Here is a 15,979-nt window from a genome sequence, read left to right as displayed (position 1 = left end):
GCCGCTCCCTTCTCCGCCTCACAGGACGGGGTTAAAGGTTGCTGGGTTGCTTGCGGTGTCCAGCCTACCGTGCCGGGCTGCCCTCTCGAGCGCGAGTCAGACGGCGGCGGGCACCGAGGCGGCCTCGGTGATGCCGTCGTCCGCGCTGCGCGAGGCCCGGATCGGGTGGCCCTGCGTCGTGAGGCACCTGCCACTGGCGAGGTCCCACTTCCAGTCGTGCAGCGAGCAGGTGAGGACGCCGTTCTCGATCTTCCCGGTCTTGGACAGGTCGGCGCGCAGATGCGGGCAGCGGCGCTGCACGGTCCAGTCGTTCAGGTCGATGTCCTCCGACACATCGGACTGCTCGGCGTACCAGTTCTCGACGTACTCGATGCGGTCGCGCGACAGGCACTTGAAGAACGTGTAGATGAACTCGTTGAACTTGCCGATGCGTCCGGCGGTGAACTGCATCGACAGGAAGATCGAGTTGGACCAGTCGATCTCGTGGTCGCGGATGTTCGTCGATACGAGATCGGCGGGGATCGTGAACCAGTAGGCGGTCTCCTCTCCCGCGTACTCGCGCACCTTCGCCTTGGGGAAGTCGATGCACAGGTCGAGCTCGCCGATGGTCATGCGCACCGGGCCGCCGACCCCGTTGCGGAAGATGCGCCCACGGCGCAGCAGCGGCTCCCACCAGGCCTTGAGCTCGGCGAGCATCTCCGCGGGCGGCAGCACGGGTGCGCGCGAGGCCTCCTCGGCGCGGACCTCGTCCTGCCGGCTGCCCTGCTGCTCGGCGAGGTACTCCCACTTCTCGTCGAAGATGTGGTCGATCTCGGCCTCGGTGTACAGGGTCTGGGTGACCGAGATCTCGCCGCCGGTCAGTTCGACGACCGTGCCGGGGACGAACTCGTACCCCTTCTGCTCGGGCCGGAGGTCCTTCATGTGCGCGAGGAACTGGCGCTGGTCGGTGAAGATCGCGTCGCCGTCCTGCCCGAACCCGTTGTACTTGAACAGCTCCTCGCGCAGGAACATCGGCGGCCCCGCCATCGGGAACACGTGCTCGGCGTCGACCTTCTCGATGTAGTACATCGCGCGCTTGTTCTGCGCGCCGCGCTTGAGCTGAGCGAAGTTCTGCTTCGCATCCTGGGGCAGGTCGTAGACCATCGGCCACCAGATCGCGCCGGAGACCTGGGTGAAGTACGCGTCGGGCTGGGAGAACGACAGCAGCTTCTCGAGGTCGAGCGGGTGCGAGTCGTTCTGGTTCAGGATGCTGGCGGTGCCGTCATCGACGGACAGCGACGAGTCTCCGATGGGGCCGTCGCTGGGGGCGCGCAGCGGGGTGACCATCACCGTGAGGTCGCCGAAGCTCAGGGGGACGCCCGCCTGCGTGTAGATGATGTTCTCGTAGCCGAGTCCCCGCAGGTCCCGCTCGAGGTCGTCGGTCGGGTAGTCCGGCAGCAGCACCTTGATGTCCTTGGGGACGAAGCGGTGCATGAGAGCCGGATCGAAGTGGTCGCGGTGCCGGTGCGACACGTACAGGAAGTCGGCGTTGCCGAAGCGCTCCCAGTCCAGGCCCCGGTTGTCGGGGAAGGGGAACCAGGACCCGAAGAAGGTGGGGCCGATGACCGGGTCGCAAAGGATGCTGCCGCCCGCCGTTTCGATGAACATCCCGGCGTGGCCCAGGCCTGTGATCCGCATGAAGTACCTCCTGATCGAGCGCCACGAGTCTACGCGAGTGACTGCGCCGAACCTGGCGCCGAGCCGGGTGAGGGCGTGCTGTCAGGCGTCGAAGAGATCGCGGACGTCGTCGGCGGTGAGCGATCGGGCGAACAGGTCGTCGTCGTCGAGCACCGCCCGGAACAGCCGAGCCTTGCGCTGCTGCAGGGCGACGACCTTCTCCTCGATCGTGTCGGCGGCGATGAGCCGGTAGACGTTCACGGGACGATCCTGGCCGATCCGATGGGTGCGGTCGATCGCCTGGGCCTCGGTGGCCGGGTTCCACCACGGGTCGAGCAGGAACACGTAGTCCGCCTCGGTCAGCGTGAGACCGAATCCGCCCGATTTCAGGCTGATCAGGAACACCGGCGCGTCGCCTGCGCGGAACCCGCCGATCACCTCGTCGCGGCGGCGCGTGCTGCCGTCGAGGTAGGCGTAGTCGATGCCCCGCGCGTTGAGGGCGTCCTGCACGAGGCTCAGGTATGACGTGAACTGGCTGAACACGAGTGCGCGGTGCCCCTCGGCGATGAGCTCCTCGAGTCTCTCGGTGAGCGCATCGAGCTTGCTGGAGCGGATGCCGGGGTCCCCGGCATCCACCAGCGATGGGGCCAGCGCGAGCATGCGCAGCAGCGTCAGCGACCGGAACACGATGAACCGGTTGCGGTCGAGGTCGGCCAGCAGCCCCAGCACCTTCTGCCGTTCGCGCTGCAGGACGGTGTCGTATGCGGTGCGGTGTGCGGGGCTGAGGTCGACGCGGACCTCCTGCTCCTGACGGGGCGGCAGGTCCTTCGCGACGAGGTCCTTCGTGCGCCGCAGCATGAACGGGCGGATCCGCCGGCGCAGGCGCTCCAGGCGCCGGGCACGATACGGGCCGTCCTCCTCGTTCTCGGGTACCTTGCCCTTCTCGATCGGCTTGATGTACTCCTCGCGGAAGCGCCGCGCAGACGGGAACAGTCCCGGGCAGGTCAGCGACAGCAGTGCCCACAGCTCGGCGAGGGTGTTCTCCATCGGCGTGCCGGTGACCGCGATGGTGACCTCGGTGCGCAGGCCGGCGACGGCGCGGTGGAGCTTGGTGTTCGCGTTCTTGACGAACTGCGCCTCGTCGAGCACGAGCACCGCCCAGTCCACGGCGGCGAACTCCTCTTCGTCGAGGCGCAGCACGGTGTACGAGGTGACGACGATGTCGGCGCTCGCCGCCGTGGCCGCGACCGTGCGCCCGCGCTTCGCGCTCGTGGCGTCGATGGTGGCGACGGTCAGTCCCGGCGTGAAGCGCGCTGCCTCGTCGCGCCAGGTCGACAGCACCGAGGTCGGCGCGACGACGAGGAACGGCCGCGTCTCGCCGTCCTCCCGTGCCCGGGCCAGCAGCGAGAGTATCTGCAGGGTCTTGCCGAGCCCCATGTCGTCGGCGAGGATCCCGCCCAGCCGGTGCCGCCACAGGAACGCCAGCCGGTCGTAGCCCTCGCGCTGGTAGGGGCGCAGTTCGGCGTGCAGACCCACCGGAAGCGGGACTGGATCGATGTGGTCGATGGTGCGCAGCGCGGTGGCGGTGTCGCGCCAGTTCACCGCCGGCTCGGCCTCGTCGGCGAGGTCTTCGAAGTCCGACCAGATCGGCAGCTGGTAACGGCTGATCTTCGGGCCGGCCTCCCACTCGATGAGGTCGTTCGACTCGTCGATGAGCTCGCGCAGCCGGTCGAGGGCGGGATGCGCCAGCGAGAAGAAGCGTCCGTCTGACAGCAGCAGCTTCTTGCGCCGCGTCGCGAGAGCCGTGAACAGCGGCGTGAACGGGATGCGGCGGCCGTCGATCTCGACGAGCACGCCCAGGTCGAACCAGTCCGGATCGGTGGACTCGACGGTCTTCACGGTGATCCGCGGATCGCCGGTCAGCTCACGGTACGTGCGCCGCCGGCCCGAGACCTCGAGCCGCACGCCGTCGAGATCCTCGAGGGCGGGAAGGACGTGCGCGGCGAACTCCGCGGCATCCACCCCCGCCAGGGTCGCTGCGGCGGCGAACGGCAGCGGCGCGGCCCTCGCCCACGCGGTCTGCACGCCGGTTCGCAGCGCCGTCTCGTTCGTGTCGCTCTGGTCGGCTTCGTCGTAGGACGCCGTGCCCGATCCGGGCCGGTGCCAGTGCAGGCGGTAGTCGATGGTGTCACGCGGCCGGAACGCGACGGTGACCACGAGCGACGTCGGCTCGGGCGGCGGCAGCTTCAGCCCCGGCGCGGGCCGCACATGCCCCGAGCGGGCCAGCCGCGGGTACATCTCGCGCAGGAACTCGCCGGCCTCGTCGGCGGGGACGGTGACCTCTGCCGACGCGGTGAGCAGGGCGTGGGCGGTTTCGCTGAGTGTCACCGGAGCGAGAGTGAGATGGATGCCGGTGCCGCGTGTCTCGAACAGGTAGACGCCCGTGCGTCCGACGGCGCGCACGTGTGCCATGTCGGCCGCCTCACCCGCGATCGTGACCCGGGGCGTGAGTCGCAGGGCGCCGTCGGAGGCCTCGGCCAGCTCCACCGCGATCTCGGCCGGTCCGGCCAGGGCGACCTCCTGCCGTCTGCCGGCGCTCACGAGCGGGATCTCGTGCGCGGCGGCGGCGGTCAGCAGCGGCCACAGCAGCGCCGAATCGACCCGGTCGAGGGTGACCCAGTCCGCTTCGTCGCGGGTGATGCCGTACACATCACGGGTGATGCCGTACAGGTCGGCGAACCATCGGCGCTGCGCGTCTCCGAAGCGGCGGCCGTCGCGGCGCACGCTGTCCCACGAGACCCCGGAGCGGACCCACGCGCCGGTGCTCGTGCTGCGTGCCATGGGCCGCATCCCGACCAGGAGCTGGGGCGTGCCGGCGAGGTCGCGCGCGGTCGCGGTGCGCAGGCGCTGCGGGCCCCACGGATCGTGGGGCGCACGTTCGCGCACGCGCAGTTCGAGACCCAGCGCCAGCGGCTGAGCGCCCGGGACGCGCAGCGGATCGAGCACGTCGCGCCACGACGGTGGCCGTGGCGGGGCGGTCACGGGGCTCGGACGCGGCGCCGTCTCGGGCGAGCGGATGACGGACGCCGCGCCGCCGGCGTTGCTGCGCAGCAGGGTGGCCACGGTGTGCTTGCAGCTCGCCTGCATCGGGCACGAGCACCGGGCCGACATGATGCGTGGCGGCTCGGCGGTGAGGTCGATGCGGATCGTGCACCGGTACAGCTGCGCGGCGCTTCCGGCGACCAGCCCGGTCAGCGTGTTCGCCTGGTCGTCCCAGGCGATGTGGCGCACGGCGCCCGAGCGGGCGTAGGCGGCCCCGCGACCGTAGGCTCCGTCATCGGTCAGGTCGCGGATCGCCTGATCATCGATGCGGGGCGCCGGCACGGCATCCATCCTCGCATCCGCCGCCGACGCGACTCAGCTCGTCCTCACTGGGCGCGCGAGATGCGGGCCAGCACGCCGTGCACGAACGAGCCGGAGTCGTCGGTGGAGAACTCCTTCGCGAGCTCGACGGCCTCGTCGATCGCCACCGCGGTGGGCACTTCGTCGTTGAAGACGATCTCCCACACGCCGATGCGGAGGACCGCGCGATCCACGGCCGGCATCCGCTCGATCTTCCAGTCGCGCGCGTGGGTGATGATCTGCTCGTCGATCTCATCGCGGTTGTCGATGACGCCGTCGACGATCTCACGGGCGTACAGCCACGACGCTTCGCGGGCGGGCTCGCTCGCCGCGCGCTTGGCCTCGTCGGCGAGAGTGGTGCCGAGGTCGTCGCCGCGGACATCCGACTGGTACAGGATGTCGAGCGCGCGCTTGCGGGCCTTGGAGCGTGCGCTCACCTCAGTTCACGCGGCCGAGGTAGTCGCCCGTGCGGGTGTCGACCTTGACCTTGGTGCCCGTCTCGAGGAACAGCGGCACCTGGATCTCGTAGCCTGTCTCGACCGTGGCGGACTTGGTGCCGGCCGACGAGCGGTCGCCCTGCAGGCCCGGCTCGGTGTAGGTGATCTCGAGCACGACCGACGCCGGCAGCTCGACGTACAGCGGCGTGTCGTTGTTCAGTGCGATCTGAACCTGCTGGTTCTCGAGCATGAAGTTCGCGGCGTCGCCGACCGTGGCGGCCGGGACGGTGATCTGGTCGTAGTCGGCCAGGTCCATGAACACGAAGTTGTCGCCGTCGTTGTACAGGTAGCTGAAATCGCGGCGGTCGACGTTCTCGATGTCGATCTTCGTGCCGGCGTTGTACGTGCGATCGACCGTCTTGCCGGTGACGACGTTCTTCATCTTCGTGCGCACGAACGCGCCGCCCTTGCCCGGCTTGACGTGCTGGAACTCGACCACGCTCCACAGCTGTCCGTCGATCTTGAGGACGACGCCGTTCCTGATGTCTGCGGTGGATGCCATGAGTGTCGCGTTTCCGTTTCGTGTGGGTTCGTGGGCGAGTCGGGGCCCGACGGTCGATTCTACCGGTCCGCGGCGGTGGGCACGAAGTCCGCAGAATCGCGCCGACCTCGCATCGGATCGCCCTTCCGGATGCGCAGTTCGCGCGATTGTGCGCACGTGCGGGTCGGGTGAGGGGGTCAGGACTGGGTGATGGCGTCGGCGAGCTGGTTGACCGCGCTCGCGTAGCCGGCGACGCCTTCGCCGATCACGTGGACGACGGCCACGTCGTGGATGTACGAGTGGTGCCGGAACTCCTCGCGCGCGTGCACGTCCGAGATGTGGATCTCGGCGACCGGCAGCGCGACGCCGGACAGCGCATCGCGCAGCACCACCGAGGTGTGGGTGAGGCCGCCCGGGTTGATCACGATGCCGGCGCAGTCGGTGCGGGCGGCGTGGATCGCATCGATCAGCACTCCCTCGTGGTTGCTCTGCACCGCGCGCACCTCGAAGCCGCGGGCCGCTGCGGTCTTGGCCACGAGCGCCTCGACGTCGGCGAGGGTCTCGTGTCCGTAGACCGCGGGCTCGCGCGTGCCGAGCAGGTTCAGGTTGGGGCCGTTGACGAGCAGGATCCGATTGGTCACGTCAGCACCCTAGCGAGCCGGGCGTGGCACGATGGCATCCATGCCCGGAATCCACCACGTCGAGATCTGGATCGCCGACCTCGACCAGACCCGTCGTGAGTGGGGCTGGCTGCTGGAGCGTCTCGGGTTCGAGCGGGGTCCGGACTGGGCGGACGGCAGCACCTGGGCGGCGGGTGGCTCGTACGTGACGTTCACGACGTCGCCGAACCTCGCCGCTGCCCCGCATGATCGTCGTCGCCCCGGACTCAATCACCTCGCCCTCTGGGGCGGCACCCGGGCCGAGGTCGACGCGGTGATGATGGATGCCGGCTCGCACGGCTGGACACCGCTCTACCACGAGCGGTATCCGCACGCGGGCGGGCCCGACCATTACGCCGGCTGGCTGGAGAACAGCGCCGGATTCAAAGCCGAGATCGTCGCGGAGGGCGGCTAGCCGAGCCCGCGGCGCATCTCGATCTCGGGACCGATCGTGCTCGTGAAGGTCACACCCGTCGGCACGAATCCGGCCTTCCGGTATGCAGTCTGGGCACGGACGTTCTCGGCGTGGACATCGAGATGGAGCGCGTCGATCCCCCGATCGGCGACCCAGGTGCCGATCTCATCGAACAGGCGAGGCAGGATGCCGGTGCCGCGGTGCTCCGGAGCCAGGTACACCCCGACGACGTCGGCGCGCGGCACGGTGATCTCGTGGCCGAGATGGTTGCGGGTGCCGGGCTCGCGCAGGAGCACCGTCGCGGTGCCGACCCACCGGTCGGCGGCGGCGGCGATGAACTGGGCGGCCTGGTCGCTGAGCGACGCGTCGGCGGCGCGACGCTGCCAGAAGGCGTCGTCGCGGGCGAGCTCCTCCTCGCGTGTGGACAGGAACGCGATGGTCGCGGCCGGGTCGCTGACCGCCTCGATGCGCAGGTCACGCACCTCGCGCCACTCGTGCAGCCGCACGCGGCGCACGGTGACGGCACCGCTCACCCCGCGACCTCCTGGTAGGCCGCGAACAGCAGCGACTCGTCGGGCGCCTGCAGCACGGTGGGCTTGGCGATGTCGTCGAGCACGATGAACCGCAGCATCGAGCCGCGCGTCTTCTTGTCGCGCTGCATCGTGGCCAGCAGCTGCGGCCAGGCGCCCGGACGGTATGACGTGGGCAGGCCCAGCAGCTCGAGGATGTCGCGGTGACGCTGCGCCGCGGCATCGGGCAACCGCCCCGCCAGCCGCGACAGCTCGGCGGCGAACAGCATGCCGACCGAGATCGCGGCACCGTGGCGCCAGCGGTAGCGCTCGGCGTGCTCGATCGCGTGGCCGAGGGTGTGCCCGTAGTTCAGGAACTCGCGCACCCCGGCTTCGCGGAGGTCCTCCCCCACGATCTTCGCCTTCATCTCGATCGCGAGCTCGATGCAGCGGCGGAACGCGTCGCTGCGCGGGTCGACGGCGGCGACGGGGCCGGCCTCGATGAGGTCGAGGATCTCGGGGTACCAGATGAACCCCGCCTTGACGACCTCCGCGAACCCGGCGACCCGCTCGTGATCGCTCAGCGAGTCGAGCAGGTCGAGGTCGCAGAGCACGGCCTGCGGCGGCCAGAAGGCGCCCACGAGGTTCTTGCCCTCTGCGGTGTTGATGCCCGTCTTGCCGCCGACCGCGGCATCCACCATCCCGAGCACGGTCGTCGGCACCTGCACGAGGGCGACGCCGCGCAGCCACGTGGCCGCGACGAATCCGGCCAGGTCGGTGACCGCGCCGCCGCCGAACCCGATGACGGCGTCGGTGCGGGTGAAGTCGGCCTGCCCCATGACCTGCCAGCAGAACGCGGCGACCTCGACGCGCTTGCCCTGCTCGGCATCGGGGATCTCGGCCAGCAGCACCTGGCGGTCCGCGCCCAGCGCGCTGCGCAGCTGCTCGGCCTGTGCGCTCAGCGTCGGCGGGTGCACGATCAGCACGCGCGTCGCCGCGGCGGGAAGGATCTCGCCCAGGCGCGAGACGATGCCGCGCCCGACCTGGACCTCGTAGGGCTGGTCGCCGCCGACCGGGATGACCGTGGTCTGGCTCATGTGCTCTCTCCTCGGGCCCAGGTGACGATGGCGTCGACGACGGCCTGGAGGGGGCCCGTGGACGTGTCGAACGTGACGTCGGCGAGGCGCTCGTACAGCGCCCGCCGTGAGGCGTAGACCTCGTTCCAGCGCGTCACCGCGTCGCCGTCCTGCAGCAGGGGGCGCGCGGTGCCGCCGATGCGGGATGCGACGATCCGCGGCGACACGGTCAGCAGCACGACCCGGTGCGCGGCGAGGGCCGCCTGGGTGTCGGGATGCAGGATCGCCCCGCCGCCCAGGGCCACGACCCCGCCCTGGTCGAGGCCGGTCTGCACGGCGTCGCGCTCGAGCTCGCGGAAGTGCTCTTCGCCGTGGTCGACGAAGATCGCCTCGATCGGGCCGTGCGCGCGGACGACGGCTGCGTCGCTGTCGTAGAAGGACGTGCCGAGCGCCTTGGCGACGCGGCGCCCGACGCTGGACTTGCCGGCGCCCATGGGGCCGATGAGGACCAGGGCCGGGGCACTCATTCGGGGGCGTCGGCGCTGTCGGGCGCGGTGTGGAGGTTCTCGGGGATCGCGGCGAGGTACGACTGCACGTTGCGGCGCGTCTCGGCGACGTGGTCGCCGCCGAACTTCTCGAGCACCACATCGGCGAGGGTGATCGCCACCATCGCCTCGGCCACGACGCCCGCCGCGGGAACAGCGCACACGTCGGAGCGCTGGTGGTGCGCGGTCGCCGCGTCTCCGGTGCTGACATCGATCGTGCGCAGCGCCCGCGGTACGGTCGCGATCGGCTTCATGCCCGCCCGAACGCGCAGCACGGTTCCCGTGGACATGCCGCCCTCCGTGCCGCCGGCCTTGTCGCTGGCGCGCGTGATGCCGTCGTCGGTGGCGAACAGCTCGTCGTGCGCGGCAGAGCCCCGGCGACGCGTCGTCTGGAATCCGTCGCCGACCTCGACGCCCTTGATGGCCTGGATGCTCATGAGCGCCTGGGCGAGCTTCGCGTCCAGACGCCGGTCCCACTGCACGTGCGAGCCGAGCCCGGGCGGCAGGCCGTAGGCGAGGACCTCGACGATGCCGCCCAGCGTGTCGCCGTCCTTGCGGGCCGCGTCGACCTCCGCGACCATCGCGGCCGACGTGCCGGCGTCGAAGCACCGCAGCGGGTCGGCGTCGAGCGCGTCGACGTCGCCGGGAGTGGGAAGTGCGGAACCTTCCGGCGCCTGCACCGGGCCGATCGACAGCGTATGGCTGACCAGGCCGATGCCGAGCTCGCTGAGGAACGCGCGGGCGACCGCGCCGAGAGCGACCCGCGCCGCCGTCTCACGGGCGCTGGCGCGCTCGAGGATCGGCCGTGCCTCGTCGAACCCGTACTTCTGCATGCCGACGAGGTCGGCGTGGCCCGGGCGCGGCCGCGTGAGGGCCGCACCGCGGCCGCGGGACTTGTCGGTCAGCTCCACCGGCTCGGCGCTCATGACCTCGGCCCACTTCGGCCACTCGGTGTTGCCGATGCGCAGCGCGATCGGGCTGCCCAGGCTCGAACCGTGGACGACGCCGGACGAGATCGTGAGCTCATCCTCTTCGAACTTCATGCGCGAGCCGCGGCCGTAGCCCAGCTTTCGGCGGGCGAGGTCGGCCTGGATCGCCGCACGGGAGATCGGGACGCCCGCAGGCAATCCCTCCATGACGGCGACGAGTTCGGGGCCGTGCGATTCGCCGGCCGTGAGCACGCGGAGCATTGCTCTATCCTCCCACGAGCGCACGCCGCATGACGGCCACCACCGATTGCTCGTCCGGGAGCGGCTCGGTGACGTCGCCGGTGGCGAAGACGCGGATCTGCAGCACGGCCTGATGCAGCAGCATCGTCGCTCCGCTGACCGCCCGGTTCCCCGCGGCCTCCCACGCCTCCGACAGCGAGGTCGGCCAGTGCCCGTAGACCACGTCGAGCAGCCGCCCGCCGCTGCCGGCGAGCCCGTCGGCAGTGTGCGTGGCCACCCGGGCATCGCCGGGCAGCGTCGCGATCGTGAGGGGCACGTCTGCGAAAGTGGATGCCGCAAGCGACACCGGCGTGACGGCGATGCCGATCCGCTCACCGAGCGCTTCCAGTCCCGCGACCGCCAGGGGCCGCCGGGCCGCCACCTCGACGCGCTGCGCGCCCAGCTCGGCCAGGGCGACGAGGGCCGATGTCGCCGTGGCGCCCGCGCCGACGATGCGGGCCTCGGCCACGGCATCCATCCCCTCTTCGCGAAGCGCCGCGACGACGCCACCGACGTCCGTGTTGAACCCGATCGGGCCGTCGGGCGTGAGGCGGAGGGTGTTGACGGCGCAGGTCAGCTCGGCGCGCGCATCGCGCCGGGCGGCGGCACGGTACGCGGCGGACTTGAGCGGCATGGTCAGCGACAGCCCGCGGAACCGGTCGTCGAGTCCGGCGAGCTCAGCGGTGAACCGCTCCTCGTCGACCCGGCGACGCCCGTACGTCCAGTCCCAGCCGAGGTGCCGGTACGCGGCGGTGTGCAGCGCGGGTGACAGGCTGTGCGCGATCGGGTCGCCCCACACCTCGAGTGACGTCGCCGCCATCGATCAGCAGTCGCCGTTGTCGGGGTTGTCGCTGCACCACTGGCGCCACTTCTCGACCAGCTGCTCGTGCTCCGCGTGTGTCTCGGCGAACTCGGTCTCGCCCGATGACGGGTTCACCGTGACGAAGTACATCCACGGACCCTCGGCCGGCTCCATCGCCGCCGTGATCGCGAGGTCGCCGGGGTTGGCGATCGGACCGATCGGAAGGCCGGGGTGGATGTAGGTGTTCCACGGGTTGTCGTCTTCGAGCGTGTCGGCGTCGGAACTGACGGTGCCGTCGTCCTCGTTCGCGCCGTACTGGGCCGTCGAATCCATCTGCAGCAGACCGTTCGTCTCGGTGTTGCTCGGATCGAGGCGGTTCTGGATCACGCGCGAGACCTTGAAGAAGTCGTCTTCGAATCGGGCCTCGCGTTCGATGATCGACGCGATGGTGAGGATCTCGTGCCGCCGATCGGCCGGGACTCCGGCGTTGTCGAGCGACTCCACGGTGCGGTCGACGAGGGTCTGGATGACCTGCTGGACGGTGGCGTCCGGGTTGAACGTGTAGGTCGCGGGGAACAGCCACCCTTCGAGGCTGTCGGCGTCCACGCCGTATGCGGACGGGTCCTGCACGGCGGCCTCGAACTCTTCGATCGGAAGGCCGATGCCGTCCGCCAGCAGCGGCAGGGTCTGCGCGACGGTGAGCCCCTCGCGCAGCTGGGCGGTGTTCTCGAGCTTGCTGGCGGGGTCCATCAGCATCTCGAGCGCGGCGGCGGCGGTCATCGTCTGCTGCAGCGCGAAGACACCGGGCTGGAAGTCGGGGTTCTGTCCGGTGGCGATCAGGTAGTCGTAGAAGACCCCGGACGTCTTGGTCACGCCCGCCTCGTACAGCGTCGCGGAGATGTCGGCGCCGGTGTCGCCGTCGACGATCGTGACGGTCGCCTCACCCTCGGCAAGCCCCGGCTCGTAGTCCTTCGGCTCGGTCCACCCGAACAGCTCGCGGATCGGCTCTTCGTACGTGTTCCACACCCAGAATCCGCCGAACACCAGCCCGCCGAGGATCGCGAGGACCATCGCGAAGATCGACCAGGCGGCGATGCGGCTCTTGCGACGGTCGCGGTCATGGTGCGTGTCGTGCGGATGGTGGGGGTCGTCGGTGAACAGTGCGTCGATCGTGTGCCCGGATTCGGGCGCCTCCGACGGCTGGTCGTCGGAGGTCCGTGCCGCCATGGCGGCGGTGACGACCGGGTAGTCGGCTGCCGACACGCGCGGCGCCGCGACCGGCGCGTGCGGTTCGGGCCGGTCCGGGGCCGCCGGCCGTGCGGCGTGCGGTGCCGGGGCGTCGTTCTGTGTCGGGGGGTCCTGCCGCCCGGCGGCTTCCCGGGCGGCGGCAGCGCGGGCCTCGCGCCGGCTCAGCGGTGCGCGGGACTCTGCTGTCGGGGTGGGACCGGTCCGCGTCGACGTGCGTGCCGACCGCTCGGAGGGGTTCGGCAGGGTGCTGAACAGGTCCGCGAACTGATCGTCGTTCGGCGGCGTGCTGGGCATCAGACGGGCTCCGGGAAGGTGTTGACGAGCGTGCCGGTCGGGTTACCGGTGCTCTTCTCGACGTCGATCGCCTGCTGCAGGAGGACGACCGCCGCGACTTGGTCGACAATCTTACGAGACGAACGCTGAGATCTCCCAGACTCTCTCAGCGCCGCGTGCGCCGAGACCGTGCTCAGCCTCTCGTCGACCAGGCGAACGGGCAGTCCCGATGCCGTGGCGAGCTCCTCGCCGAACGCGCGCGCATCGGCGGTAGAGGCCGTCTCGTTGCCCGCCAGGCTGACCGGCAGGCCGACGAGCAGTTCCATCGCCTCGTACTCCGCGGCCACCGACACGATCCGGGCGACGGCCTCGCCGGTGCGCGGCACGGTCTCCACCGGCACCGCCAGCAGCCCGTCGCGATCGCATCGGGCGACCCCGACGCGGGCCGTGCCCACGTCGACGCCCAGGCGCACACCGCGGCGGAACCCGGTCACGCGGCCGCGCCCTCCAGCGCGCCGGCGATCGCGGACAGGGCAGCCGGCAGTGCGGACACGTCGGTGCCCCCTCCCTGCGCGACGTCGTCGCGGCCGCCGCCGCCACCGCCGAGGATGGATGCCGCCGTCTTCACGAGTGCTCCGGCCTTGGCCCCGGCCGCGCGGGCGGCTTCGTTCGTCGCGATGATGACCACGGGCCGTCCGTTGACGTCCGCGGCGAGGGCCACGACCGCGGCGTCCGCGCCGAGGCGGTCGCGCAGCTGCAGGGCGAGCGTGCGGATGTCGTCGGCGGATGCCGCTGTTCCCAGCGACTGCGCCACCACCCGCATCGCGCCGACGCGCTGTGCGGTCTCGGCGAGGGCGGGCAGCCTGTCGCCGAGGGCCTTCGCCTCGAACTGCGCGATCTTCTTCTCGGCCGCCTTGAGGTTCGCGGCGAGCTCGGCGATGCGCGCTGGCAGCTGGTCGCGCGGGGTCTTCAGGCTCGAGGTGAGCTGCGACACGATCGCACGCTCGGCGGCGAGCTCACGGAACGCGTCGAGTCCGACGAGCGCCTCCACGCGCCGGTTCGACGCGCCGACGGACGATTCGCCGACGAGGTTGATCAGCCCGACCTCGGCGGAGCTGGACACATGGGTCCCGGCGCACAGCTCACGTGACCACGGCCCGCCGATGTCGACCATCCGCACCGTGTCCCCGTACTTCTCGCCGAACAGCGCCATCGCGCCCAGTTCCTTCGCCTCGGTCAGCGACATCGTGCGCGTGGTGACCTCGAGGTTGTCGCGGACCGCGTTGTTGGCGATCTCTTCGATCTCGGTCCGCGTCGCCTCGCTGAGGCCCTGGCCCCAGGTGAAGTCGAAGCGCAGGTAGCCGGCGCGGTTGAGCGACCCGGCCTGCGTCGCCGACCTGCCGAGCGTGTCGCGCAGGGCCGCATGGACGAGGTGGGTCGCCGAGTGCGCCTGGCGTGCGGCGCGCCGGTTCACGGCATCCACCACGCTCGTCGCGGGCTGCCCCACGCCGACCTCGCCGCTGCGGACCTCGACCGTGTGGCTCACGAGTCCGGCGACGGGGCGCTGCACGTCGAGCACGTCGAGCTCGAAGCCGGGCCCGACGATGATGCCCTTGTCGGCGACCTGGCCGCCCGACTCGGCGTACAGCGACGTCTCGGCCAGGATGACCTCGGCGATCTGGCCCTGGCCGGCGCGCGTGACGGACTGGCCGTCCACGAGCAGCCCGAGCACGCTCGACTCGGTCTCCAGGTCGGTGTAGCCGGTGAAGACCGTCTCGCCCTGGGCGCGCAGGGCGCGGTAGACGCTGACATCGGCGATCGCACGCTTGCGCGAGCGGGCATCGGCCTTCGCACGTTCGCGCTGTTCCTTCATCAGCGTGTCGAAGGCGTCTCGGTCGACCGACAGACCGGCCTCTTCGGCGACCTCGAGCGTCAGATCGATCGGGAACCCGTAGGTGTCGTGCAGCAGGAAGGCCTCGGCTCCGGCGAGGGCCGTGCCGCCCGACCGCTTCGTCTCATCGAGCGCGAGATCGAGGATCGTGGAACCGGATGCCAGGGTGCGCAGGAACGTCTCTTCTTCGGCGATCGCGTACTGCGAGATGCGCTGCCAGTCGTCGGCGACCTCGGGGTACGCCTCCTTCATGGCGTCGCGCGACGCGGTGAACAGCTCGGGGAAGGTGGGGCCGTCCACACCCAGCAGGCGCATGGCGCGCACGGCGCGGCGCATGAGCCGGCGGAGGATGTAGCCGCGACCCTCGTTCGAGGGCGTCACGCCATCGGCGAGCAGCATGAGCGACGAGCGCACATGGTCGGCGATCACGCGGAAGCGCACGTCGTCGGTGTGGTCGGCTCCGTAGGCCTTGCCCGACAGCGCGACGGCCCTGTCGAGAACGGGACGGACCTGATCGGTCTCGTACATGTTGTCGACGCCTTGCTTGATGAACGCGATGCGCTCCAGGCCCAAGCCGGTGTCGATGTTCTTGGCCGGCAGCTCACCGACGATGGTGAAGTCGGTCTTCGACGTCACATCGGTGATCTCGTACTCCATGAAGACGAGATTCCAGATCTCGACGTAACGGTCGTCGTCGGTGGCCGGGCCGCCGTCGATCCCGTACGCGGGGCCGCGGTCGAAGAAGATCTCCGAGCAGGGGCCGGCCGGGCCGGGAAGCCCGGTGCTCCAGTAGTTGGTGTCCTTGCCGAGCCGCTGGATGCGCTCTTCGGGAAGCGTCGTCAGTCGCAGCCACAGGTCGTGGGCCTCGTCGTCCTCCTCGTACACGGTGACCCACAGGTCCTTCGGATCGAAGCCGAGCCCGCCGTCTTCCTCGGAGGAGGTCAGCAGCTCCCAGGCGTAGGCGATCGCGCCCTCTTTGAAGTAGTCGCCGAACGACCAGTTGCCGAGCATCTGGAAGAAGGTGCCGTGGCGGGGCGTCTTGCCGACCTCTTCGATGTCGTTCGTCCGGAGGCACTTCTGGCTGTCGGCCACGCGCACGTACGGAGCGGGGACGTCGCCGCGCAGGTACGGGATGAACGGCACCATGCCGGCGACGGTGAACAGCAGCGCGGGATCGTCGCTGACGAGCGACGCGGACGGCACGATGGTGTGACCGTTCTTCTCGAAGTAGGACAGATAGCGCCGGGCGATCTCAGCGGTCTTCATGGGTGGGTCCTCAGGCATGCGTGCGCGATGTCAGCGCCCCGCGGGGGCGGA

The 15,979-nt window shown here is 70.5% G+C and carries 14 protein-coding genes; 1 reads left to right on the top strand and 13 read right to left on the bottom strand.

Annotated elements, in window-relative coordinates:
• Positions 1–96: 96 nt before the first annotated feature.
• From BKA10_RS04985 to aroQ, 5 genes are all read right to left on the bottom strand, one after another.
• Positions 97–1,677, bottom strand: a complete 1,581-nt coding sequence (locus BKA10_RS04985; RefSeq protein ID WP_183498872.1) for a Rieske 2Fe-2S domain-containing protein — start codon at positions 1,675–1,677, stop codon at positions 97–99.
• A gap of 81 nt (positions 1,678–1,758) precedes the next feature.
• Positions 1,759–5,049, bottom strand: a complete 3,291-nt coding sequence (locus BKA10_RS04980; protein ID WP_183498871.1) for a DEAD/DEAH box helicase — start codon at positions 5,047–5,049, stop codon at positions 1,759–1,761.
• A gap of 35 nt (positions 5,050–5,084) precedes the next feature.
• Complete coding sequence (gene nusB, locus BKA10_RS04975; RefSeq protein WP_183498870.1) at positions 5,085–5,495, bottom strand: transcription antitermination factor NusB; 411 nt, start codon at positions 5,493–5,495, stop codon at positions 5,085–5,087.
• Between the two features lies 1 nt (position 5,496).
• Positions 5,497–6,057 carry an elongation factor P gene (gene efp / locus BKA10_RS04970; RefSeq protein ID WP_183498869.1) on the bottom strand — a complete coding sequence of 187 codons (561 nt, stop codon included), beginning with the start codon at positions 6,055–6,057 and terminating at the stop codon, positions 5,497–5,499.
• A 176-nt stretch (positions 6,058–6,233) separates the two neighbouring features.
• A complete protein-coding gene (gene aroQ, locus BKA10_RS04965; RefSeq protein ID WP_183498868.1) occupies positions 6,234–6,677 on the bottom strand; it encodes a type II 3-dehydroquinate dehydratase in 444 nt (147 codons plus the stop codon).
• A 40-nt stretch (positions 6,678–6,717) separates the two neighbouring features.
• Here aroQ and BKA10_RS04960 point away from each other — a divergent pair, with 40 nt between their 5' ends.
• Positions 6,718–7,110, top strand: coding sequence for a VOC family protein (locus BKA10_RS04960; RefSeq protein WP_183498867.1), 393 nt, complete (start codon positions 6,718–6,720; stop codon positions 7,108–7,110).
• On the opposite strand, the gene BKA10_RS04955 is transcribed toward BKA10_RS04960, so the two are convergent.
• Genes BKA10_RS04955 through alaS form a run of 8 tightly spaced genes read right to left on the bottom strand, consistent with a single transcriptional unit; the run spans position 7,107 to position 15,928 of the window.
• Positions 7,107–7,643, bottom strand: a complete 537-nt coding sequence (locus BKA10_RS04955) for a GNAT family N-acetyltransferase (protein WP_183498866.1) — start codon at positions 7,641–7,643, stop codon at positions 7,107–7,109. The genes BKA10_RS04960 and BKA10_RS04955 overlap by 4 nt on opposite strands.
• Entirely contained in the window at positions 7,640–8,716 is a 1,077-nt protein-coding gene (gene aroB / locus BKA10_RS04950; protein ID WP_183498865.1) for a 3-dehydroquinate synthase, read from the bottom strand. The genes BKA10_RS04955 and aroB overlap by 4 nt, the downstream gene beginning before the upstream one ends.
• On the bottom strand, positions 8,713–9,222 hold the full coding sequence (locus tag BKA10_RS04945) for a shikimate kinase (protein WP_183498864.1): 510 nt from the start codon (positions 9,220–9,222) through the stop codon (positions 8,713–8,715). The genes aroB and BKA10_RS04945 overlap by 4 nt, the downstream gene beginning before the upstream one ends.
• A complete protein-coding gene (gene aroC, locus BKA10_RS04940; RefSeq protein WP_183498863.1) occupies positions 9,219–10,430 on the bottom strand; it encodes a chorismate synthase in 1,212 nt (403 codons plus the stop codon). The genes BKA10_RS04945 and aroC overlap by 4 nt, the downstream gene beginning before the upstream one ends.
• Positions 10,431–10,434: 4 nt before the next feature.
• The gene (locus tag BKA10_RS04935; protein ID WP_183498862.1) at positions 10,435–11,268 is read right to left on the bottom strand and encodes a shikimate dehydrogenase family protein; all 834 of its coding nucleotides are present in this window, start codon (positions 11,266–11,268) and stop codon (positions 10,435–10,437) included.
• A 3-nt stretch (positions 11,269–11,271) separates the two neighbouring features.
• The gene (mltG, locus tag BKA10_RS04930; RefSeq protein WP_183498861.1) at positions 11,272–12,792 is read right to left on the bottom strand and encodes an endolytic transglycosylase MltG; all 1,521 of its coding nucleotides are present in this window, start codon (positions 12,790–12,792) and stop codon (positions 11,272–11,274) included.
• On the bottom strand, positions 12,792–13,265 hold the full coding sequence (gene ruvX / locus BKA10_RS04925) for a Holliday junction resolvase RuvX (RefSeq protein ID WP_183498860.1): 474 nt from the start codon (positions 13,263–13,265) through the stop codon (positions 12,792–12,794). The genes mltG and ruvX overlap by 1 nt, the downstream gene beginning before the upstream one ends.
• Positions 13,262–15,928, bottom strand: coding sequence for an alanine--tRNA ligase (alaS, locus tag BKA10_RS04920; protein WP_183498859.1), 2,667 nt, complete (start codon positions 15,926–15,928; stop codon positions 13,262–13,264). Before alaS ends, ruvX begins: the two co-directional genes overlap by 4 nt.
• Positions 15,929–15,979: the final 51 nt, after the last annotated feature.

Source organism: Microbacterium invictum, from assembly GCF_014197265.1.
Classification (GTDB): Bacteria; Actinomycetota; Actinomycetes; order Actinomycetales; family Microbacteriaceae; genus Microbacterium; species Microbacterium invictum.
This window is presented reverse-complemented; position numbering and strand designations above follow the sequence as displayed.

Bases quoted from the DNA above. Each gene is read 5' to 3' on its own strand.
- BKA10_RS04985 (WP_183498872.1), bottom strand. From the start codon at position 1,677: ATGCGGATCACAGGCCTGGGCCACGCCGGGATGTTCATCGAAACGGCG.
- BKA10_RS04980 (WP_183498871.1), bottom strand. From the start codon at position 5,049: ATGGATGCCGTGCCGGCGCCCCGCATCGATGATCAGGCGATCCGCGAC.
- efp (WP_183498869.1), bottom strand. From the start codon at position 6,057: ATGGCATCCACCGCAGACATCAGGAACGGCGTCGTCCTCAAGATCGAC.
- BKA10_RS04960 (WP_183498867.1), top strand. From the start codon at position 6,718: ATGCCCGGAATCCACCACGTCGAGATCTGGATCGCCGACCTCGACCAG.
- aroB (WP_183498865.1), bottom strand. From the start codon at position 8,716: ATGAGCCAGACCACGGTCATCCCGGTCGGCGGCGACCAGCCCTACGAG.
- BKA10_RS04945 (WP_183498864.1), bottom strand. From the start codon at position 9,222: ATGAGTGCCCCGGCCCTGGTCCTCATCGGCCCCATGGGCGCCGGCAAG.
- aroC (WP_183498863.1), bottom strand. From the start codon at position 10,430: ATGCTCCGCGTGCTCACGGCCGGCGAATCGCACGGCCCCGAACTCGTC.
- BKA10_RS04935 (WP_183498862.1), bottom strand. From the start codon at position 11,268: ATGGCGGCGACGTCACTCGAGGTGTGGGGCGACCCGATCGCGCACAGC.
- mltG (WP_183498861.1), bottom strand. From the start codon at position 12,792: ATGCCCAGCACGCCGCCGAACGACGATCAGTTCGCGGACCTGTTCAGC.
- alaS (WP_183498859.1), bottom strand. From the start codon at position 15,928: ATGAAGACCGCTGAGATCGCCCGGCGCTATCTGTCCTACTTCGAGAAG.